Genomic DNA, 21,127 nt, shown 5'->3' with positions numbered 1-21,127 from the left:
TTGTACGTATTTACTTATCTTTACATAGTTTGGTTTTTTCACCTCGTCTTACTTATCGCACACGATAGGCAACCTTCCCCAAAAAGGTTGTCTATTCTAGTTTGTAGGAAGTTCTAACTGTTCTACCGTCTCTATAGTATCTACTTTGGCTTGAGTCAGACCTTTAGTTTTCTACTAAAAAGAATATCTAAAATATTACTGTTTCGTGTATCTAAAACACTTAAAATCTGCTGATTCAGGTGTCTGTTTGCTTGATAATCAGCTAAGTTAATTAAATCGCTGTAACCTATATACAGGAAGCATTTTAGGCTAATGAGCCAGGTGTCCTCTATAGAATAAAATACTCCCCACTATAGAGCGCACCTGACACAGTTCACTCTCTACGTATCCTTGAACAATTCAAAACCCTAGCCAATAACGACTAGGGTCTAAATCTGAATAAATCAGATTTATAGAGTTATGATTTTTGTTGATATACTGATTCTAAAAAATCGTTATCCAAATACTGTAGGCAATAATAAGTTATTTGGTCATAAGTCTCATTACCTGTTACAGCTTTATTACTACATCCTTCTAAGGTTATTGTTTTAGTTTTGTATTCTTTATTTTTTAATTCTTCTTTTTTAAAATCCATAAAAGTAGTTATGACTTTTTTTAATTCTTCTATATTTAAGTCATAACCTTGACTTTGAGCTATCTTAATAATTTCTGTTAACCCTAATCTAGGCTCATTTTTATATTTAACGCTTAATTCCTTGATATCTTGTAAAATTATCGTAATAGATGTGAAGAAAAGTTGAATATTCTCTGACATTTTAAACATTTCAGTAAATTAACTTTTCAAAGTTAACCTATTTTTACGTTATTTTCATTAAGTGAAAATGCTAAACCTAAAAATGTTTAATTATACGTTACTAAAATCTAAAACCCTAGCCAATTTTAACAATGGTCAGGTTGTAGAAAAATACAACAATCTCATAAAAGGCTTTTAAAGCCTATTTAAAAGGTGGTCAAGTCCTCGGTTTTTGCGATGACTTTATAATACGGGATAATTCCGTATTTAAAAGATGGTAGGCGACCACCTTATAGAGCTTCATTCACTGCCACTGGACGGTAGGGATTTTTTGTACCTACTTATCAGAATTCTGCTTATGAGAACAGTATTTTAACAACTAATATTTTCAAATTGTAACTACACTTTATTTAAGTTCTACTGTCTAGACATACACAAAAAATAGTATCAACGTGTTATGTAAGCAAATAGATAGCTAGATAGAACATTTACTATAAAACTAATCACAATAGACAATATAAACTCTTTCCATTTTTTATCTATTTTTTTCAGAGTAGATTCTTTATCTTGAATTGCTTTATCTGTTAATAGAATAAAACTTCTCTTTTCATTATTTGCTTTATCAAAAACTATTGCAAATATTATAAAAGATGCTATTAAGGAAAGTAATATATAAATAGCTGCTAACAAGTAATATCTTGGTGTTTCTCCATTTACTATGTATTGTGCAATTATATTTATTTTGTCTGGTAATGTTTGTATTCTGTTTAAATCATAATTTACTTTATTTAATCTATTTTTTATAAATGCATTACTAGCTAAATATGTTCCTATAATAGAACCTAGAAAAAAGCTTGTACCAGAAATGGCTCCGATTAATGTACTATGTTTATTAACAAATCTTTTTTGACTATTTTCTATTTTTATTAGAGAATTTATTTGAGAAGCTAGTAGAGATTGCATATCCATTCCCCATGTTCTAGCTGTATACTTTATTGATAATTGAATAAAATTTTTATTTATATTATAATTTTCTAACATTATTTCATTCCTTTTATTTCTACCTATACCAACTAATTCATGATAAGCCGTCTGTATGTGTATATCTATAGTTTGTTTCTCTGGATGTTGTTTATTATTAAAATGAATTAAATAATCCCAACTCATATCCAAAGCTGTTGGAATAATTGGTCTTATTTCCCGATAAGTAATCAATTCTTGAAAAGAGTTTAATAGTATAGATGAATCATCATTAAAATAAATTTTAGATTGAAAACTAATAAGAACAGCTTGATTTTGTTGAGTTAACCTTTGGTCTATTAAATCATTAAAATTTTGTATATCGTTCCAATTTAACTCAAAACTTCCAGCAATTATTTTCTCAATAGTTTGTGGTCTTCCTAAAAGAGCTACAATAAATTCTTGAAATTGGTCTGAAGCTATAGGTAAAGTTACATATCCACCTGTATTAGAATTAGTGTTAGAAATGCTTATAAGTTGATTGTTTGGATTACTTTGATTTCCTTGAGAATTATTGTTCATAGTAGATATGCGATTTACTAGTAAATAGTAACACTTAGTTTTTGAAGCTACAAGGAAAAATCGCACCTATTTAGCAATAATTACTCTGGAGTAGTTTTCTTCATAACCTTTGGGCGTGTAAATGTCTGTGGTCAAGAGGGTACAACACTCACGTATACGGCAAGCACTGAACAGGCACACGCCAAATAAAGTTCTATCTCGGTCATTGTCTAAGCCATGACTGAAAATAAGCTGTATCTCTTACTGAGTCAGAACTTTCGGCGCGTCCGTGCCGATTGATTTTCATTCTCAGACTGTAGACCTTGTAAACCTTAGTCTACTTTTATGCTGCAAGTTACCGTTACGCACACTCTCAATTAGAAGCACAAGGCGATATTAAAGCATTAAAATTAGGTCAGTAAATTAGGAAATTCTTTTAAGTGAAATTTTGGGACATGGTGAAAGAGATATAACTTCTCAGCAAAGTTACGGTAAGCTTTCAATCATTTTCTAACTGATAAACCATTAGCTGCTACTGTAGGGGTTTTATTTAAATCAATTTTCTAATAGTTCTAAAAGAGTCCCCAATAACCTGCTTTCTAAAACCATCGTCTTCTTTCTGTTGCTGTAAATTTTTACGGTTGGCAAAACTGTAAAAATCCCTTAATTCTCTCTTTTCGTCATCTGTCAAAGGTTGGTTTTTTCCTTTGATACGTAATGCAACAATTCTTGTAGGCGGCTCATCTGAATAGAGGTTAGCAGTTAGTGCTAGAGGTACTGCCATCAAAGCAAAAGTAGTCAATATTGGTTTATAACTGTACTCTAATCCTTGAATTTGCGGTTTAGCTTCGATTGGTACACCATTATTAGTATGTGGTGTATTTTCTATAGTATTCGTTTTTACTCTTGACACTTTCATCCTGTTAAATTGGTGTCTACGTATAAAATAATTTTGTATGTTCATGGTTCTTCATAATTCATTTATTTATGCTATATTTATATTATAGTAGTTTTTATGTAGTACAAATAATGACTAAGAAAATATCGACCGTTAGAAGTATCAGAATGAACAACGATACTATCCAATTATTAAAAAGTGAAAGTGAGCGTTTAGGTGTCAGCCAAAATGATTTAGTCAGAATTGGAATTAAATCTATTAAGGGTGCTGATTTACAAACTTTGGAGGCTGCTAAGGAATTAGTCACCTGCTAAAAATACCCTACCATACCAAACACCAAAATGTATCTAAATTCGATAGAGGTTGAAACTAAGCTATTTTTTATGACTAGCTAAAGGTAATTATACGGGTTTAGGAGGTCTGAAAATCATAGATATCATGAGTTTTAAACTTGAAAATTATACGAGTAAGTTTGAGGACTACTCCCAATTTATTATTGACAATATCGAAGACAATGACGACATCAACAGCAACTAAGATAAAGAAACATCCAGATAAGGCTAAACTTGACGATTTTATTCAAAAGTGTAGGGATAGTGTTAAAAATCAAATAGCAGAATTCAAAGCTTCTAAATTACATCCTAACGGATACTATTACAGCGATTTAACGGGATACAAAATTATAAATTCACGTAAAGCACAGTGCAATCATGTGATACCCTTCCGTGAATTAGTTTACAATTTTATCCGTAGCAGAAATATTGACTTAAATGATATCGATTCTCTACCAGAAAGTGAATTGACAGCAATACTAAAAGACTTTGCAGCCCATCATGAACGGGTCGCAGTGCTAAATATTCTAACTGAGTCAGAAAATAAGCGAGATTTTTACACTAATCGAGAAAAATTTAGACATTGGACAGAGTTCTATACAAATTAGAATAGCCTTTAGCTAACCACAACTAAAGGCAATAATCGACTACAGCAAAGACTAAGTAAAAATATGAACAATACAACTATCTCTAATTATAACGATTTTCTACGTGTTTCTCAAGAAAATATACGTCATAGTTCATCTGTTTATGAAGCATACAGACAAAAACTCATAGAACATGGTAAAAACCGTAAAAAACCTGTACTTAGGAAGTATTTAGATACAGTCAAACACAAACTAATTATTGATACTAAAAAAGTTAATAATAAACCTGAAGGTGAGGAAGCTTTAGCTACTATATATGAACGTAAAAGAGAATTTACTACTGAAGCCACAGCTTTTCAATTAGCACAAAGAGTACAAAATGGTAACTTGTTTATACCAGGTTATATCGATGTCAAAAAAAGACTCGTAGATAAAAATTGGGAGAGTCAATCAATATTTTGTATCGATATGGACGATACCCTTACTATCAAACAAACATTTACAAGGTTAAATGAATATCAAATACAACATTGTTTTGCTTATACTACATTAAGACATACACCTCAACACCATAAGTTTAGAGTAGTATTCCAGTTACCTGAACCAATTACAGATATAAAAGAGAGAAAAGCTATTGTAGATATGCTTTTTATATTATTTCCAGAACAAGATAAGGCTTGTAAGAATCCTACTAGGAGATTTTTAGGTAGTAGAGAGTACACAGTATTTTTTCCAGCTTACGATAAGTATCTAAATGTTAATAATTTATTAGTAGCTACCCGCTCCTTAGTCAATACAAGGTTAAATACTACTACTAATCTCTCTCGTAACTTAGACAGATTAGATAAGTCGTTAAAAGTGGATGAATTAGCGCAAAACCCTTTAGATAATATAAAGGGAATTGCGGTATTTAATCCAAAAAACGCTACTTTTATAGAAAGTAAGAGAGTAAGTAGTAATGATAATAGCCTTGTATTCTCAAGAACGGCAAACTATGAAATACTACGTGGAGTAGATTTTGAACAGCTAGCTAATAGGGTTAAAATATTCCAAGATTTTTGCAATCCTAATATCAAACTGAATCATGTACAGTTACTAGGTATTGCATCATCCCTACGCTTTATCGAAGGTGGTGAGAAGTTTTTTATAGAGACTGTATCTAATAATCCTTTGTACGCTAATGAGAAAAAATTCTTAGTTAAAGAGTGTAGAAAGTATGATTACCATGCAGTATCCCTGTATAAGTTCAGTGACTTCTCTGAAGATTGGGAGTATAGCAATATATATGAAGCTGCTAGGATTAACCGCACATATTTTTATAGGAGAACACAAGAAACACTTATGACATTAGCTACTGCTGAAGAAAAGCTGCATTCTACTTTAATTCAAATACTCCAAAGTAATGATACCGATGTACACGTCATTAAAAAAGCTACTGGTTTAGGTGGAACTACACTATTAGCACAGTTGTTAGGTGAGTTAAGTATAAAAGCTGTTGTAGCTTTTCCTAACCATGCTTTAAAGCAAGAAAAGATAGATTTATTTTCTAATAATAGTAAATGTGAGGTAACACCGATTTTACCTAATAATATTCCACAAAAACTTAAGGATGAGTTGGAATATTGCTACAAAATTGGTTCTTACACTGCTGCTAATGACTTGATAAGTAAGGAAGCTAAGAGATATCCAGCACTTCATAATTACTGGAGAAGTAAATTAAATAGTTACAAATCCAGTAACACTGTACTTACTACTCATACTCAAGCAATGTACGTCAATTTTGATAAGCATAATACTTATATTTTCGATGAAGACCCACTAAGACAAATACTAGAGAAAGGTAGTGTTACTTTAGCAGATTTGAAAGAGTTACTAACTGTAGTAAAAAATAAAAATGATAGGTTAGTATTAAGTAGCTTCTGTGAATCCATTATAAATAATGTTCCTCACTGCATAGAAAAGACTAAAGCTTTAGGCTTAAGCAATATGAGTAATATTGAAGCTGAGGTAATTCAAAATGATACTGGTAGATTATCCACAGCAGTACTTAGGTTTTTAGATAGTGACCAATATGCAAAACATTTACCTGACAGTGAAGATGATACTGATGTTAAATCTATCGAATTTATTAAGCACAACAGTTTAAACTCTGGAATTCTAGGTAACAAGAAAATAATTATAATGTCTGCTACAGCTTCAGAGTTTATATACAAGGCATTATATGGTGATAGAGTCAAATTCTATAATATTGATAATGTTGATGCCATCGGATTAATCGACCAAAATCGTAAGTATAGTTACAGTCAGCGTAGTTTACAGGAACACACCGATTATATAACAGAACAAATTAAAGACTTACCAACTATTACCTTTAAGAAATTTAGGCACAAGATAAAAAACGCATTAGAAGATATTTATTACTGGAAATGTGAGGGATTTGATGAGCTAAAAGGCAAGGATATCGCAGTAGTAGGTACACCACATTTAAGACTAACCGACTATTTGCTGTATGGTGCTGCTTTAGGTATTGATATTAGAACATCAGACTTTAAACTTGCTAATCGAATAGTTGAACATAATGGCATTGTGTGTTTATTCAATACATTTCAAAGTGAGAGCTTGCAAAAGATACAATTTCATTTCATAGAAGAACAAATAGAACAAGCAATAGGTAGAGCAAGGCATCTAAGAGAAGATGTTGTAGTGAAATTATTTACCAATTTCCCTGTAAAAAATACTTTACTAACTGATGAAGAAAGAAAACCTCACCTAGAAAGATTAGCTAGGATAGGAATAGAAGATGATTCTACACCTAAAGAAGTAGTCATTATCCGAGATGATGAGGAAATCTTGATTTAAATAAAATTTCACCTGTATCAAAATTGATATAGGTGAACTTTAATACTTTGCAGGTATTCAATAAATAGTGCGTGTAAGGGTTATTTCACTTGGATTTCATCTTCATGCACGTTATAAATAGCCGCCAGTAATTTGATTGACTTCTCATCAGTACACCCTAGTTTTTGAGCTATAGCAACTGCTGACTGTAGCGGAATAGCTTGGTTAGTAGACTGTGTGAGTAAATCCAGTGTTGTTTTAGTTGTTTGTCTTTTTTTGTACACAGTATCATTCATAGCGGGTGAATGACCTAATGACATTGCTCTTTTTTCTAACGGTATTCCTGCCATCATCCCGTTAAGATTGGCTAGGTGACGTAAAGCATGAGTTTGAGTGAACTTAGAGTTTTTAGCCCATCTGGTTAATACTCTGTAAGCTCTTTGACTGATATATGCTCTAATTGAGTTTGGATTCTGTGAATTTAAATTAAACACTGGCAACTCACCTGATTTAATCTCTAACTTATCAATCAAATTAGGATAGGTTGGTGGAACTAATGGAACAGCTAAACGATAACCAGTTTTAGTAGTAGTGCCTAATATTGTCTCACTTCCTACAACTGCAATCATCTCTTTATTGTTAGCATTTTGTAATGCTGGGATTATTACGCCGTCTTTTGTTCTAAAAGCTTTGTCAATGTTCTGAATTGCAAACACCTCACTAATTCTCAATCCATACACTACCTGCATTGAAAATACAAATAACCATGATTTTCGTGTATCAATATTACTTCTTGCATCATTCTCAGGAATATTTACAATTTCTTCTCTTAATTCAAAAAAATCTTCTAATGAGATGCTTTGGAGATTTTCTTTAAACTTAGTTTGTACTATATCTAATTTGCCTAATTCATCCCGTAGCTTGCTATTATCTGTTACCTCACAAAGTTTTTTCATTGCTGAAACACAATCTTTAAAACGTTTACTACCCTTGATTTTGCTATTAATAACATCCATCATATCGGTAATGTTGATGCTATTATTTAACGGGAGTTCTTTGTAGAAACAATAGTACACTTCATACCAGCATGATTGATGGCTAGGGTTGTTTCTATCTCGTGGTTGACGTTTCTTGGTGTAGCTATTCCAGTAATTATCTTCTACTAACTTGATAGCTTCATTGAATATAATCAAGTCATTCTTGACTTGGTTTTTTTCTAATATGTGTTCATCATACCAAACTAAAAACTCTGTCTCACTGCTAAACTTCCCTAATGCTTCACTAACTTGTTTAGCTTTTCTGAGTGCGTTAGCTATCCCATCCATCGTAAAAGCACAGTTACACGCTTTAGCTACACGCTTATCACCGAGTTTGAATTGTAGGAGGATATAAGTACCACTAGCTTTACTGTCTTTTTTAAGTCCTATTCCTTTAGGTGTTTGGTTTTGCGCTTCCTTAAAGAAGTCTAGCAAACGTTCATAACCTATGAGATGATTGGCTATATCGCTTGGTGTGACTTGCTTCTGATTTTCTCTCATCTTTCTCTCAACTTGCCTAGTGAAGTCAGAGAAAACTGAGAAAATGCTAGTTATATCGTTCTTAACCAGATTCCGGTTCTGTGGGTCGGGGGTTCAAATCCCTCCGCGCTCGTTATTTGTGCATTTATTTATACATTGTTTGTCACGACATGCTGTGAAACAATACATCCCGATAAAATCTCCATAAATAAATTTATGGGGATTATCTTTTTACTTTTTAAAAAGGGGCTGAAGCAGTGGAAGTAGAGGAGTGTGACCCTTTTAAGATGAGGAGTGCTGAGTTCCGAGTGCCTCGGCAAAGAGCGTGAAAGACCGCGCCACAAGAGGCGGGGTATCAACCAACTCCATACAAAAAGATTCCGTCCACAAGGGACGGGGCAAAAACCCAAGAGTGAAATTACTGAGTACTCTTTTTACTCAGTACTCAGCACTCAGCACTGAGTATGGTAAAAAAGATATGTCAGGTGTTATCAACATGCCATTGCACCATTTTAGTCTTTTCACACAACTACGTATATTTGCAAAAATCTAAGTATATGTAGGGTATGTTATCGCCGAAAGTACGACACCAAAACCTTCGGATGGTGCGTTAGCCAGAGACATAACGTTCCCTATGTGTATTTCAAAAATAAGATGTCCTCAAAGCAATTACACCTGATGTGATTGCTTCTTTCACTTCTTACGATTTTATCCTTGAAGCCTTATTTAGCATAGCTTCATAAAGAATTGGTATAAATCATTAATACTTAGAACAGTTATGAAGGCTTTAAAATTTTTTGAGTAGTATAACCCATAAAAAATGATTAAACCTATTTAAGTATTCCTGGCAATGTCCTGAAATTTTAAAAGAGTTAACTTTGACCTATTCATAGACTTAAGGTTTTAATATGTACCTAACAGAAGAACAGTTGTTAATCTATAGAAATCAAGGATTTCTTTTATTATCAGAATACTTTTCCCGGACTGAAGTCGAAATTATGAAGTCAGAGTTATCTGCTCTCTCTACAGAAAACTCACCCAAAAAAATTATTGAGAAAGATGGTAAGACTGTACGTTCACTTCACGGTTCACATACTACAAATGATGTTTTCAATTGCTTAACACGACATCCATTCATTGTTGAGCCTGCTATGCAAATAGTTGGCAATCAAGTATATATATATCAATTTAAAGTAAATCTTAAGGCAGCATTTACTGGTGATATTTGGAAATGGCATCAAGACTATATATATTGGCGCAAGGAGGATGGAATGCCAAAACCACAAGTAGTCAATGCTATGTGTTTATTAGATGATATGAACGAATTTAATGGGCCATTATTTGTTATCCCTAGTTCCCACAAAGAAGAGATGATTGATATTACAGATCATAGTCCTAGAGTGACAAACACAAATTCTAATAGTTCTGGTGAGAGCAATACATGGATATCAAGTTTTAGTGCTAATTTGAAGTACTCTCTTAGCCAGGAATTAATCGCTAATTTAGTATCAAAGTATGGAATTAGTTTTATAAAAGCTGCGGCTGGTTCTGTATTATTTTTTGATAGCAATCTTGTACATGCTTCCTCAAATAATATCTCCCCATTTGGGCGATCTACTGTAATTATTACTTATAACAGTATTGAAAATATTCCTTTACCAGTTCAAAATCCCCGACCAGATTTTCTTGTAAGTCAAGATTATCGACCTGTCACTCCTCTAGCACCTGATGCGTTATCCCAGTTTTCTCGCTCTCGCATCAAGTTTTAAAATAGATACTGAGTCATATCTGATGGAAGTATCGGATAGGTTGCAAAAAGAGCATTCCTCACGATCATTATCGCTATTCATCTATAACCCGCAACTTGGGTTAGTAAAAGAGCATTAGTTACACAGAATCGAATAGTAGGTGACTCTACTACTAATAGTATCCGGGATTCTCTCAACGCCTGTAGAGAACTTATAAGCCCTGGAGTAATTCAGGCGGAGATCGTTGAAGCCGGAATCACGCCACTTCTAGTGCTGTGAGGTTCAATAGCAGAATGTTATCGCAATTTATGCTTACTTTTTGGGTATTGGTCACATTGGATAACATCAGGAATTGATAACTGGTCTAATTTATTGTTGTAGCTGGGCAAAAGTTCAACTTTTTTTACTTTTTAGTTAGCCAACTGTGCGCTGCAATGCTTCGATACGTCCATGAGGGCGCTGTGCTGCACCGGACTATTAACCAGGAGACTACAGCAATGATGAAAGCTGAAGATATCATGACCAAAGATGTAGTTACCATTCGCGGTTCGGCAACTGTTGCTGAAGCGGTGGGGCTGATGAAAGATAAAGGATTGCGGGCGCTGGTTGTGGATCGTCGCTATGACAACGATGCTTATGGCATTGTCACAGAAACGGATATTGTCTATAAGATAACAGCCTACGGTAAAGATCCAAAGCAAGTGCGGGTTTACGAAATTATGAGCAAGCCCTGCATTGTGGTCAATCCTGATTTGGGTGTGGAATATGTAGCGCGGTTATTTGCTAACACTGGTATTCATCGCGCACCTGTGATTCAAGGCAAACTGTTGGGCATCATCTCGATTACCGACATTTTGACTAAAAGCGACTTTGTGGAAGCGCCAAAAGCGCTTCTGCTGGAGGAGAGAATTCAAAAAGCAATTGAGCAGGCTCGTGCTATTTGCACTGAACAAGGTGCTTATTCTAAACCCTGTGCAGTCGCCTGGGATGAGGTAGAAGAACTTCAGGCAGAAGCAGCTCATCAGAAAGCTGAAGGTATGGTATCAGCCAAAGTTTCTTTTGAAGAATACTGCAAGGAAAATCCAGATGCACCGGAATGTCGAAATTATCACCCGTAATTGAGATGGGGAGATGAAGAGGACGCGGTGACGCAAAGTGGGAAGAGAACGCGGTGATGCAAAGAAATATATCTAATATTCTCTCTACATCGTTACTTCGCGCATCCCGCGTCTTCTTCTCTAGCTTTCTCAATTTAGCGTTTGGCAACTCGCATCAATAAGAATAGACCTATTCCCAAAAAAACAAAGTTGGGCAACCAAGCCCCCATAAAGGGAGAAAGGACACCTGCTTGTGCGATCGCACCACTAATGAAGAAAATTAAGTAGTACGAAAATATAACTATGACACTAATCCCAAAACTGGTGCCTCTCCCAGTCCGTTGGGGTATGCTTCCCATCGCTGCGCCTACTAAGCCAAAAACTACGCATACAAAAGGTAAGGAGATTTTTTGTTGAATCCGCACTTCAAGTTTACGAATTTTTTGGCGATCGCCACCAAGATTTTCCACTTCTAGTTGCTGTAGTGCTTCGGCAATATTCATCTCACCATAATCTCGGCTTTTTTCTGCCAGACTTAATGGCGTGCGGGGTAGTTGCAGCTGTTGGTGTTCAAATCTAACGATGTTGCGATAAGAGCGATCGGCAGCAACAAAATAGATCGTACCGTTATAAAAATCCCAGATATTTTGAGAAGGATTCCACTGGGCGGATTCTGATACCACAATTTGATTCAGACCTTTTGTTGAGCGATCTATAATCGTCAACCCTGACATCCGCTTCCCATCAAATTGGTCAGCGTAAAACAAGCGTGTCAATATCCTATTCTTAGAGCCATCCGGCTGGACAACATCCTGGTATTCAGGATAGAAAATATTTTGCTGTTTAAAAGTTGGCTTGTCTGATTTAAGGGCTTTATCCAAAGTCATCGCCGCTTGATAATTTGCTGCTGGTGCAATTTCTTCGTTAAACACAAATGTCATTGCTGTAACCACAAGACTTAACATCACAGCAGTTAGCACCATGCGATAGACGCTCACCCCACAACCACGCAGGGCAATTAGTTCGCTCTCACTAGAAAGACGACTGTAGGTCATCAAAGTAGCCAGCAGCGTAGACATGGGGAAGGCTAAAACGATAAAGTTGGGAAACTTTAATAAAAAAACTTGAATAGCAATGTCTATGGGTAGCCCAGATTCTACGATTTTTCTGACGAGATCAAATACAGCATCAATGGTGACGCCAATTGATGAAAAAGCTCCGACACCAAAGAAAAACGGCGCTAACAATTCGCTGGCAAGATAACGATCCATGATCGTAAAAGGCAGCAGCGAATGGAGACTGTAGAAAGACGTGAGCTTCTTTGATATCATAAGCAACTTGAAGAGTTAAATATTGGCAACCCTGGGAAAGCAAAGTATACAGCAGGAGGCAGGGGAAAAACAGTGTTTATCTCTGGTCTAGAAGTCTAGATTCTGTACCTCACTTAATTGCAAACTGCTGTATTTAGTATCAAAGTTAAATTCTCAATGACTGAGAAAGCAGAATTAAATTAATTAATAAATTTATGCTTAAAAATGAAAAAAAATAGTCTTTGAAACTATTAACTAAATAATTGTGAATTTAGACTTGAAAGTTATCCCCCAAATAATATTGCCGCACGAGAGGGTTGCTGTAGAGTTCGTCAGCAGCGCCAAAAGCGAGAATTTGTCCTTCGCGCATGATGTAGGCGCGATCTGTGATGGCGAGGGTTTCGCGGACATTATGATCTGTAATTAAGATTCCCATGCCGCGATCGCGCAGTTGGGCTACGATTTGCTGAATTTCTGAGACTGCGATCGGATCTACTCCCGCAAATGGTTCATCCAAAAGTAAAAATTTTGGCCCTTCTTGTCCAGCAGCTAAAGACCTTGCTAATTCCGTCCGCCGTCGCTCACCGCCAGAAAGTTGAATTCCTTTACTCTTGGCTAATTTTTCCAACCGAAACTCCCGCAGTAAAGTTGTGAGTCGTCTTGACCACTCCCATCGTGGCACATTCGTTTGCTCCAGCACCAATAGAATATTATCCTCTACCGAGAGTTGGCGAAAAACACTTGCTTCTTGTGCTAGATAACCAATACCCAGTCGTGCCCTTTTGTGCATGGGCATTCCCGTAACGTCCAGATTACCCAGCCAGACTTTTCCTTGATTAGGTTTTTCTAGACCTGTAGCAATGTAAAAAGTCGTCGTTTTACCAGCCCCATTGGGGCCTAGTAAACCAACGATTTCGCCCTGAGCAACAGAAAGGTTGACACGATTAACAATTACTCGCTTGCCATAAGATTTGTGAATATTCTCTAAAACAATTTTCACGCTGGAGGCACCCTTTCCTGGTGGTAAATGCTAATTAGAACGCTTGAATACTGGTGTCTGTGGGGCAGGTGTCGTATTTTGTCCCTGATTATCTGATTCCTGAATCATGTAGATAGACTCTACCTGACGGTTGGATTGGGGTAGAGCGACAAATCGCCCTTCATCGATTAAATAGGTTACCTTCTCTGCCCGGATACTGTTACCGCCCTGTTGCAAAATATAGACATTACCAGTGAAATCAATGCGACGTTCTTTACTAAAGTACTGTGCTTGGGCAGATGTTGCTTGAAGCTGGCGAGAAGGATATAACATTTGCACATTACCGCGAGCGGTGATTACTTGATTTTTGGCGTCATATTCTTGCACATCAGCACGGATAGTCAAAGGGCGATTTGCCTCAGATGTTTGTTGTGCAGTAGCGGTTTGCAGTTGGGTAGGGAAGGTAAAAACGCCCAATAGTGCAGCTGGCAGCATTAAAGCTAATCCAAAGCGACGCATCTGTGATATGGGCAATTGATAGCGGGGCATCATAGCAGTTTGGGATTCAGGATTTCAGCTTGTATTCTAATTATCTCAAGTACTTTATCCAGATATGAAATATCCAATCTGGAGTGATTTACGATAACTACTGGCTGAAATAGTGACGCTACCCCCAACCTCAAGGTTTCAGGAAATTGGCATCTGAGTGAAAATGACGTAGGCACAATTCACGTATTGTGCCTACCAAGGATTTCGGGCAACGCATAATTCTTTCACCAGATGTCTAATCAGTAGTTAGCACAATTCTAGGCAAAGATAAAATTTGATTTTCACTCAGATCGCCAGCGGCAATCTTCTCTGGCCCTATTTGTTGTAATGTCGTCAACAAGGCTGCGCTCTGACTCAATAGCTCATCTACATCAACGCCGCCGTAACTAGATGGGTAACGCCGCAAGCGATTGCTGCCTTCTCCCAGTAGAATAACTGCACCTCGCCAGTTCCGATTCTCCAAATGATACAGTGCTACAGAAATTTGGAGAATGCCTTGATAAAAGGTCTTTTCCGGTTCACCAGCTTCAATCCACAAAGCCTCTAAAGTGTCATGACAGGCGTAGAACTGACCAGAATTAAACTGTTCTACACCTTGCCAAAACTCTTGGGGGATGCTTTCGCTCATCCCATGCTGTCTCGTACTTCTTTAATTGTTTCGAGAGAGATGTCTTGTTTTTCTCCAGCAAACTCGTTGTCAGGAGTGAGGAATAACATACAATGGCACTCTTTGCGCTCTCTCATTGGCACACAGGGACAGTTCCAATATGTGGCGTGAACCTCAGCTTCTTTATCTTCATAATGGCGACAAGGACATAAAGGCGCACCCAGGTCGTCTTTATGTTTAGCTAGTCCTTCAATCACAACTGCGGTTACAGAAGGTTCAGAACAGAAGTATGTTCCAGTACGCTTGGCGTATTGTTCGGAAAAATGCCGCATTGCCTCTAAACTTTTATCGCTGGATTTTGTGTTATGTTCTGATGTGATCATTTGGATCGGCCGCTCATAATTTAAATATTTCTTTGCATTGTACCTCAGCCTCACTAAGGGATTACTGGGTGTATTTCCCCAACATTGCTTGCTCCCATTGTCTTAACCTTGGCTCAAAGGCTGATATGTTTGGTGTGCTGGGATCAGACAAAATCTAGGAAATCACAGAAGTTTAACTTCTAAGTTAATTAAAATTCAAGTTGCATCTTCAGGCAGAACTTAAAAGTCAAGAGGTTGATTTATTCTCATCAACAAAGGACACTGCGACATTTCTAAGGGAAGACGCCAAGCGCGCCCCTTTGATTAGACTGATGTCAGGCTTTGTTCGTAAGCCCTGCTAGGGTGTGGTTTTTTGACTCAGGTATTGATTAATACGAATTTAATGTTTTTTGCAGTTGGGGTTGCAGTGCGCGTAGGCGTAGCCCGTCAGAGACATCGCTTTGTAAAACTATACCAGGCTGTTGCCAATTGATTACCTCTTGTTCTGCTGATGAGGAAATATTTGGCCACAAAACCCAGCGACTGCCTTGAGGAAGAGTAGCAAGGCTCAGGGGGTTTTGAGTCAGCCAAATCAAAGGATAACTTTTAGGAACTACTGCACTAGCATCTTCTAGGGCTGTGGTTGCTGCTAAGGTTTCTAGAACAAAACGCTCGCCTTTAATTAAATTTGTTGATGCTGTCCATAGTTGCACTTGTAATTGCTGTTGCTGTGCATAAAAATACAGTGATGCTGCGGCAATTACTGCTTGCTCAAAGTTTTCTTCTTCCCAATTGCTAGCGCTGTCAAGGGCAATAACTATTTCTTGTCCACCTGTAACCATTTCTAACTCCCGCACCCTTAATTCCCCGTAGCGGGCGCTAGTTCGCCAGTGGATTAGACGGGTAGGATCTCCGATGCGGTAAGGACGGAGCGATCGCACCAACCCCGTTGTCGCTGTCTGCAAGGGTCTACCACGAGGATCGCCCCTTTTGCTCTCTTCTTGCCCCATTTCATCTACTAGGGGGCAGGTAGCCAAGGGTAACACTGTAGGATAGACGATCGCTGTGGCAGCACAATCACGCTGACGGCGACACCAGAACAATCCCAATGGCGCACCAGAACCCAGTTCTACTGTATTCCAACGATAAATACCCCGACGTTGAGTAGGGTGGTAATATACCCAACGGTAAGTGCCTTGGCTAGGAATTGTTTCTATTGCCTTTTGTACTGGTTTCCCTAAGACGAAGGGCAGAATATCCTTGACTTGCAATAAGCTTACAGGATGCTGTGTCTGATTGCAGATTTCTAATTCCACCGTCAGATCGTCGCCTGCTGACACAGGTTGCATGGGACGGCGGGTGATGGATAGACCGGTGAGCGATCGCGGTGGTAAGATGGCTGCTACACCCAAAAGGGCAAAACTAATGCCGCTAATGGCGTACAGCCAACCAGCCATCGTATTAATACCTGCGCCAAAAAAACAAACAGCTGTGACTGCTAGTACCCAACCGCCGTATGCAGGGGCACTGGCGCGGGTCTCTAACCAATTGGTGATGGGTTTGATGATTTTCATGTTTCTTTTTTAACCCAACACCACTCGTAATTCACAGTCTTTCAGGGGTTCGCCAAAAAAGCCATAGTTGTAATTACAAATTACGAATTATTGCCGCACCACTACTAAAGTTCCCGTTGAAGCCCAGTTGTAAAGATTGCGAGCTTGCTTAACAGGTAAATTTACGCAACCGTGGCTGACTGGAGTCCCAAAACGATTATGCCAGTAAGCACCGTGAATGGCATAGCCTCTGTAAAAATACATTGTGTAAGGAACGTCAGGAATATTGTAGCCTTTGCCTCGCATTCGGTGAGTGCGATACTTAGAATTAATCCGAAATCTACCTATGGGTGTAGGGGTCGATCGCTTACCTCCAGAGATGCGGTATGAATGAACAAGTTTATTACCTTCCCATGCACGTAACCGTTGCTCTGACAGGTCAATTTCAATCCAGCGAGGTTGGCTAATATTATTAGATACAGTGTCGACTGACGTGGCTGTTGCTGTAGTCGAGTTTGGTGTACCTGTTAACGGTGATGACCAAGAGAATAAAGTCACCACCATCAGCGCCACGCCTGTACAAAAAGTTCCTGAAGAACGAATCCCAGCACTGCGAATCCAAGTTTGCATTATGCCTCATCTTTTAAATTACGCAAAAATCATGAAGTGAAGTAATTTTCTGGAACACTAGAAATTTCCAGATCGACTACTCGCTTTCTCTGGAGGATTTACGCAATTCATCCGCTAATGCTTCTCAAGACAAGTCCTAAGCTAATCTGCGTTCAATTTGCACATTTGTCATTTGTCCTTGATTAAAGGATGAATCCTAACTAATGACCAATGACTAATGACTAATTACAAAAGACAAATTTTACAAAAAATCTGTCATTGAAACTACAAATGAAAATTTTCCCCAAATTAATCTTTGCATTGGTAGTTTCACTCAGTAATTGTCAGGATTTCCGCTGATTTTTGTGTGAAAATTCTTGAATGCCCTCTTCTATATTTTATTTCAAGTTCAGTAATTCCGACTCCGAATCTTCCCAGCAAGATTTTATGCTGGGAATTACTTAATTGTCTTGATTTGTTGTTATTTATCTAAATACAATTCAGGAGTCAGAATTCATAATTCAGGATAAATTCTGTCCGACTTGTCGATGAGCTAAATCTTTACTGCGAAACCTACTTACACGAAGGATTTAGCGGTATAAAATTAGTGGGAGATTCAGACCCGTCACTAATTAATTCTGGATTCTGAATTCTTCTTCAAGGTTTTGCTTAAATTGACTTGTGGTTTATTCACCTACTATTTTATTTCTGGATGACTATTGGTGTCCCTACTGATGCCCACTCGAATAGCCATTTTGCGTGTTTCGGTGCGATATTCACACAGCCGTGGCTCACTGGAGTGCCAAATCTCTTATGCCAGTAAGCTCCGTGAATAGCGTAATTACCTTGGTAAAACATCGCATAAGGAACGTTGGGAACATTATAGTTTTCTCCCTGCATCCGCGTAGTTTTGAACTTGGATTGAATCTTAAAAGTCCCAACAAGAGTAGGAGTGGCTTTTTTGCCAGAGGAAATAGCACTTCCATAAACAACTTTGTCACCTTCCCAAGCTATTAATCGTTGCTTGGAAAGATTAATTTGAATCCAGCGCTGATTTGATTGTTGTAATGTCTGGATTGTTTGTGCAATCACTTGATTTTTGGAATTCGCCCAAACTTCACTTGTTCCAGTATTAGTAAAAACACTTAAAGACAGTGCTGTACCAGTGAGGATTATTTGTAAGCGACGCACCCAGTCAGGAGAAATTTGTCTTTTCATTTTAGATACACTCACACTCAAATCATGGGGTCTTGAGAAACTTATCAGGTTTCACCTTTATTTCCCTATCTATTACTTTAATAGACGGGAATTTTTGATGATTTGATTCTAAGTTAACGTAACTCTTGCATTAGGTTTTTTGCCTGAGTTGCGATCGCTTCCCAATTTCCCTCTATGACAAGCTTTTTGGGAAATAATTCACCGCTCAAACCAACAGCGATCGCTCCGGCTTGCAAAAATTCCTTGGCATTTTCGAGAGTGACGCCGCCAGTAGGAATTAAGGGAATCTGACCCAGCGGCCCTTGCAAACTTTTGATATAATCAGCCCCTCCCACTGCTTGCACGGGAAACACTTTTACACAACTTGCACCCTGACTCCAAGCGGTAACAATTTCTGTAGGAGTCAGCGCTCCCGGTATAATCGGCACATTTTTTTCTACTGCTGCTTGAATCATTGCCGGATCGACGTGGGGTGTGAAGAGGAATTGCGCCCCAGATGCGATCGCTGCTTGTAACTGCTGCACATTGAATAGCGTCCCAGTCCCAATGGTACAGGCTGGTAATTCCGAACGTAGCTGACTGATTAACTCCCCGGCGCGATCGCTATTCCAGGTAATCTCAATTAGCTGCATTCCCCCAGATGCTACAGCCATTGCCATTTGTTGCCCTACTTCAATTTTAGGGGCACGGATAACTGCGATCGCTCGGTGTTTTTGCAACTGTGATAACCAAACTTGATTAGGCATTTTGACTGGGGATTGGGGACTGGAGAATAGTTTCACTCTAGTAAATACTTAATTTTCAATACTAATATCCAATGCCTAATGTCCTTAAACCTTGCTTCTTGCATCAAGCTATGAGATATTGCATATGAATCACATCAAGTCTATCGATTTATCGTAGTTTAAGATGAAATGCCTCACCGCTTGGGTCTAAAGGAGTAATTAAAATGACAATTGCCCGACAAAACACAGCAGTATCCTTACCAATTACCATTCACGCTCCCAAAAGTGTCGATATAGTCAGCCTGTGGAAGCTGCTACGACTAGGTGCAAATAGATTTTGGTGGCACACTAAGGCATACGGAACGATTCTGAGCGTTATGTTGCTAGCCTTGGTAAGTCTGATTTTCCTAAGTATGCATTGGTCTTACCGCAGATTATTCCCATTTATTAGCCATCGAGTCATTGGTAGCGATCATCGGATAAGCAATTAAAAATTAAAAGCTAGACATAAAGTTGCGTGGGCGTAGTCCATCGCCTCAATCGCCTGATTTTGCTTGCTTCCTTTACATTACTTTAGAGACAGTCTTTGAAAACTCAGCTTAATTCTTCTAGTAGAGGAGAGAGATCATTAAAAAGGCATATACTGCAATTACCAAGCAATAGTTTGATAAGCCCCTAGTTAAAGACCTACTAGGAGCTTTTTTTTAATTGATTATCTATCTCAATTGGGCCATACATCAAAAATCTAGTCACAATTAAACCTATTCCTCATGGATATTCATAATTAATTCTGATGGTAGATAAACCCAGAAATGAAAATAGTTAATATTTACTTGTAAGTAAAAAACGTTTACCAACTAACAACAATGAATATTCTTGCTTGGATTGTTTTAGGTCTAATTGCTGGTGCGATCGCAAAAGCTATCTACCCTGGTCATCAAGGTGGCGGAATTTTAGGAACAATTGTGCTAGGAATCATCGGTGCTTTTGTTGGCGGTAGTTTAGGTGTATTCTTCAGTACGGGAACCTTATCTCTAGCAGCACCTAGCCTTAGTATCCCAGGTATTGCGGTAGCAGTACTTGGTGCAATTGTCGCAGTTTTCTTGTGGAACTTGTTAACCAACCGCAGTGCTGTATAAAAATAAAATTGCGGACGATCTAACGAAGTAGATTTAGCAAACTCATTTAACTATTTTTAACTGTGAATTAAATTAAAAAAATAGCGCCACCCTAATTATAGGTAGGCGTTATTTTTTTGATTTATTGCAAAATAATCAAATTAGTTAAAGACAAAAAATGAATTCACCCTATTTCAAACATATAATTGATACAAGCGAAACCCTTTTTTAGCATCCACATCAAATTTCAACCCAACTTCCATTCCCTTACTTGTTTGCACTTCATTAACCGATATGTCATCAATCTTAATGCTTTCAATAGTAGCTAAATAGCAGCAAGATGACCCTTCATTAACTAGGAAAAGACTACTTCCAATTGATAAAATAGTTTCCTCAACCTTTGCTACCCCAGCTTCATGCTTCTTATACCACTCAGTAATTCTACCAACCTCCTTAGCTTGACCTATTGATTTTTTGCGCTCAATAACCTTATAAGTGACCAACTCAGCAAGTGCTTGACACAAAGTCTCGACGAAATCACACAATTCTAATAATGCATTAGAACCTAGAACATTGTCAGGAAATCCGTGGGCTGCGTCGTTTCGATAGCTAATTAATTCATTAAGTTCTCCTTCTACAGTGTTTTGATTTCCTCTAATTTCTTCTAAAAAATACTTTACGGCTCTATGCTTTTCTACCCAGTTCCATGAACAGGGTTAGCGCGTCTCAAAGCCTATTGACAATAGGACTTGCCTGATATAGCAAT

The 21,127-nt window shown here is 37.7% G+C and carries 20 protein-coding genes and 1 pseudogene; 7 read left to right on the top strand and 14 right to left on the bottom strand.

Going from position 1 to position 21,127, the window contains the following annotated elements:
- Positions 1-457: 457 nt before the first annotated feature.
- The 3 genes from HWQ44_RS00235 to HWQ44_RS00225 all read right to left on the bottom strand — a co-directional run bounded on the left by HWQ44_RS00235 (position 458) and on the right by HWQ44_RS00225 (position 3,278).
- The gene (locus HWQ44_RS00235; RefSeq protein ID WP_148220383.1) at positions 458-814 is read right to left on the bottom strand and encodes a hypothetical protein; all 357 of its coding nucleotides are present in this window, start codon (positions 812-814) and stop codon (positions 458-460) included.
- A gap of 426 nt (positions 815-1,240) precedes the next feature.
- Positions 1,241-2,335 (bottom strand): hypothetical protein, encoded by a 1,095-nt coding sequence (locus HWQ44_RS00230; RefSeq protein WP_292713427.1) that lies wholly within the window; start codon positions 2,333-2,335, stop codon positions 1,241-1,243.
- A gap of 529 nt (positions 2,336-2,864) precedes the next feature.
- On the bottom strand, positions 2,865-3,278 hold the full coding sequence (locus HWQ44_RS00225; protein ID WP_292713425.1) for a hypothetical protein: 414 nt from the start codon (positions 3,276-3,278) through the stop codon (positions 2,865-2,867).
- Between the two features lie 101 nt (positions 3,279-3,379).
- On the opposite strand from HWQ44_RS00225, the gene HWQ44_RS00220 reads away from it, so the two are divergent.
- The 3 genes from HWQ44_RS00220 (at position 3,380) to HWQ44_RS00210 (ending at position 6,990) form a co-directional block, all read left to right on the top strand.
- Complete coding sequence (locus HWQ44_RS00220; RefSeq protein WP_292713423.1) at positions 3,380-3,526, top strand: hypothetical protein; 147 nt, start codon at positions 3,380-3,382, stop codon at positions 3,524-3,526.
- A gap of 200 nt (positions 3,527-3,726) precedes the next feature.
- On the top strand, positions 3,727-4,152 hold the full coding sequence (locus tag HWQ44_RS00215; RefSeq protein WP_292713421.1) for a hypothetical protein: 426 nt from the start codon (positions 3,727-3,729) through the stop codon (positions 4,150-4,152).
- A gap of 63 nt (positions 4,153-4,215) precedes the next feature.
- The gene (locus tag HWQ44_RS00210; protein WP_292713419.1) at positions 4,216-6,990 is read left to right on the top strand and encodes a hypothetical protein; all 2,775 of its coding nucleotides are present in this window, start codon (positions 4,216-4,218) and stop codon (positions 6,988-6,990) included.
- Between the two features lie 80 nt (positions 6,991-7,070).
- On the opposite strand, the gene HWQ44_RS00205 is transcribed toward HWQ44_RS00210, so the two are convergent.
- Positions 7,071-8,507, bottom strand: a complete 1,437-nt coding sequence (locus tag HWQ44_RS00205) for a hypothetical protein (RefSeq protein WP_292713417.1) — start codon at positions 8,505-8,507, stop codon at positions 7,071-7,073.
- Between the two features lie 887 nt (positions 8,508-9,394).
- Between HWQ44_RS00205 and HWQ44_RS00200 the strand changes: the two genes are divergently transcribed.
- On the top strand, positions 9,395-10,255 hold the full coding sequence (locus HWQ44_RS00200; protein WP_292713415.1) for a phytanoyl-CoA dioxygenase family protein: 861 nt from the start codon (positions 9,395-9,397) through the stop codon (positions 10,253-10,255).
- Positions 10,256-10,731: 476 nt separating this feature from the next.
- Complete coding sequence (locus HWQ44_RS00195; protein WP_292713430.1) at positions 10,732-11,352, top strand: CP12 domain-containing protein; 621 nt, start codon at positions 10,732-10,734, stop codon at positions 11,350-11,352.
- Between the two features lie 134 nt (positions 11,353-11,486).
- Here HWQ44_RS00195 and HWQ44_RS00190 read toward each other — a convergent pair whose 3' ends face one another.
- From HWQ44_RS00190 to HWQ44_RS00150, 9 genes are all read right to left on the bottom strand, one after another.
- Complete coding sequence (locus tag HWQ44_RS00190) at positions 11,487-12,602, bottom strand: LptF/LptG family permease (RefSeq protein WP_292713414.1); 1,116 nt, start codon at positions 12,600-12,602, stop codon at positions 11,487-11,489.
- A 310-nt stretch (positions 12,603-12,912) separates the two neighbouring features.
- A complete protein-coding gene (gene lptB / locus HWQ44_RS00185) occupies positions 12,913-13,641 on the bottom strand; it encodes an LPS export ABC transporter ATP-binding protein (RefSeq protein ID WP_292713412.1) in 729 nt (242 codons plus the stop codon).
- A 30-nt stretch (positions 13,642-13,671) separates the two neighbouring features.
- The gene (locus tag HWQ44_RS00180; protein WP_292713410.1) at positions 13,672-14,172 is read right to left on the bottom strand and encodes an LptA/OstA family protein; all 501 of its coding nucleotides are present in this window, start codon (positions 14,170-14,172) and stop codon (positions 13,672-13,674) included.
- A 232-nt stretch (positions 14,173-14,404) separates the two neighbouring features.
- A complete protein-coding gene (locus HWQ44_RS00175; protein ID WP_292713408.1) occupies positions 14,405-14,797 on the bottom strand; it encodes a DUF309 domain-containing protein in 393 nt (130 codons plus the stop codon).
- On the bottom strand, positions 14,794-15,159 hold the full coding sequence (locus tag HWQ44_RS00170) for a ferredoxin thioredoxin reductase catalytic beta subunit (protein WP_100899363.1): 366 nt from the start codon (positions 15,157-15,159) through the stop codon (positions 14,794-14,796). Before HWQ44_RS00170 ends, HWQ44_RS00175 begins: the two co-directional genes overlap by 4 nt.
- Positions 15,160-15,527: 368 nt before the next feature.
- A complete protein-coding gene (locus HWQ44_RS00165) occupies positions 15,528-16,712 on the bottom strand; it encodes a DUF58 domain-containing protein (protein WP_292713403.1) in 1,185 nt (394 codons plus the stop codon).
- Positions 16,713-16,799: 87 nt separating this feature from the next.
- The gene (locus tag HWQ44_RS00160; RefSeq protein WP_292713401.1) at positions 16,800-17,321 is read right to left on the bottom strand and encodes a L,D-transpeptidase; all 522 of its coding nucleotides are present in this window, start codon (positions 17,319-17,321) and stop codon (positions 16,800-16,802) included.
- Between the two features lie 681 nt (positions 17,322-18,002).
- Positions 18,003-18,518, bottom strand: coding sequence for a L,D-transpeptidase (locus HWQ44_RS00155; RefSeq protein WP_292713399.1), 516 nt, complete (start codon positions 18,516-18,518; stop codon positions 18,003-18,005).
- A 113-nt stretch (positions 18,519-18,631) separates the two neighbouring features.
- The gene (locus HWQ44_RS00150) at positions 18,632-19,264 is read right to left on the bottom strand and encodes a bifunctional 4-hydroxy-2-oxoglutarate aldolase/2-dehydro-3-deoxy-phosphogluconate aldolase (protein WP_292713397.1); all 633 of its coding nucleotides are present in this window, start codon (positions 19,262-19,264) and stop codon (positions 18,632-18,634) included.
- A 203-nt stretch (positions 19,265-19,467) separates the two neighbouring features.
- On the opposite strand from HWQ44_RS00150, the gene HWQ44_RS00145 reads away from it, so the two are divergent.
- Positions 19,468-19,734: a hypothetical protein gene (locus HWQ44_RS00145; RefSeq protein WP_292713395.1), complete on the top strand. Its 267-nt coding sequence runs from the start codon at positions 19,468-19,470 to the stop codon at positions 19,732-19,734.
- A 375-nt stretch (positions 19,735-20,109) separates the two neighbouring features.
- Positions 20,110-20,382, top strand: a complete 273-nt coding sequence (locus tag HWQ44_RS00140) for a GlsB/YeaQ/YmgE family stress response membrane protein (protein WP_094348080.1) — start codon at positions 20,110-20,112, stop codon at positions 20,380-20,382.
- A gap of 173 nt (positions 20,383-20,555) precedes the next feature.
- Here the strand turns inward: HWQ44_RS00140 and HWQ44_RS00135 are convergent.
- Positions 20,556-21,056 (bottom strand): annotated as a pseudogene (locus HWQ44_RS00135) (MAE_28990/MAE_18760 family HEPN-like nuclease); the annotation flags it as partial.
- Positions 21,057-21,127: the final 71 nt, after the last annotated feature.

Source organism: Nostoc sp. JL34 (assembly GCF_017114945.1).
GTDB lineage: Bacteria > Cyanobacteriota > Cyanobacteriia > Cyanobacteriales > Nostocaceae > Nostoc.
Note: the sequence above shows the minus strand (reverse complement) of the source record. Positions and strands in the feature narration are given on the sequence as shown.

Excerpts from the sequence above, each read along its gene's own strand:
- HWQ44_RS00235 (WP_148220383.1), bottom strand. The coding sequence starts at position 814 with ATGTCAGAGAATATTCAACTTTTCTTCACATCTATTACGATAATTTTA.
- HWQ44_RS00230 (WP_292713427.1), bottom strand. The coding sequence starts at position 2,335 with ATGAACAATAATTCTCAAGGAAATCAAAGTAATCCAAACAATCAACTT.
- HWQ44_RS00225 (WP_292713425.1), bottom strand. The coding sequence starts at position 3,278 with ATGAACATACAAAATTATTTTATACGTAGACACCAATTTAACAGGATG.
- HWQ44_RS00220 (WP_292713423.1), top strand. The coding sequence starts at position 3,380 with ATGAACAACGATACTATCCAATTATTAAAAAGTGAAAGTGAGCGTTTA.
- HWQ44_RS00215 (WP_292713421.1), top strand. The coding sequence starts at position 3,727 with ATGACGACATCAACAGCAACTAAGATAAAGAAACATCCAGATAAGGCT.
- HWQ44_RS00210 (WP_292713419.1), top strand. The coding sequence starts at position 4,216 with ATGAACAATACAACTATCTCTAATTATAACGATTTTCTACGTGTTTCT.
- HWQ44_RS00205 (WP_292713417.1), bottom strand. The coding sequence starts at position 8,507 with ATGAGAGAAAATCAGAAGCAAGTCACACCAAGCGATATAGCCAATCAT.
- HWQ44_RS00200 (WP_292713415.1), top strand. The coding sequence starts at position 9,395 with ATGTACCTAACAGAAGAACAGTTGTTAATCTATAGAAATCAAGGATTT.
- HWQ44_RS00195 (WP_292713430.1), top strand. The coding sequence starts at position 10,732 with ATGATGAAAGCTGAAGATATCATGACCAAAGATGTAGTTACCATTCGC.
- HWQ44_RS00190 (WP_292713414.1), bottom strand. The coding sequence starts at position 12,602 with ATGGATCGTTATCTTGCCAGCGAATTGTTAGCGCCGTTTTTCTTTGGT.
- HWQ44_RS00180 (WP_292713410.1), bottom strand. The coding sequence starts at position 14,172 with ATGATGCCCCGCTATCAATTGCCCATATCACAGATGCGTCGCTTTGGA.
- HWQ44_RS00175 (WP_292713408.1), bottom strand. The coding sequence starts at position 14,797 with ATGAGCGAAAGCATCCCCCAAGAGTTTTGGCAAGGTGTAGAACAGTTT.
- HWQ44_RS00170 (WP_100899363.1), bottom strand. The coding sequence starts at position 15,159 with ATGATCACATCAGAACATAACACAAAATCCAGCGATAAAAGTTTAGAG.
- HWQ44_RS00165 (WP_292713403.1), bottom strand. The coding sequence starts at position 16,712 with ATGAAAATCATCAAACCCATCACCAATTGGTTAGAGACCCGCGCCAGT.
- HWQ44_RS00160 (WP_292713401.1), bottom strand. The coding sequence starts at position 17,321 with ATGCAAACTTGGATTCGCAGTGCTGGGATTCGTTCTTCAGGAACTTTT.
- HWQ44_RS00155 (WP_292713399.1), bottom strand. The coding sequence starts at position 18,518 with ATGAAAAGACAAATTTCTCCTGACTGGGTGCGTCGCTTACAAATAATC.
- HWQ44_RS00150 (WP_292713397.1), bottom strand. The coding sequence starts at position 19,264 with ATGCCTAATCAAGTTTGGTTATCACAGTTGCAAAAACACCGAGCGATC.
- HWQ44_RS00145 (WP_292713395.1), top strand. The coding sequence starts at position 19,468 with ATGACAATTGCCCGACAAAACACAGCAGTATCCTTACCAATTACCATT.
- HWQ44_RS00140 (WP_094348080.1), top strand. The coding sequence starts at position 20,110 with ATGAATATTCTTGCTTGGATTGTTTTAGGTCTAATTGCTGGTGCGATC.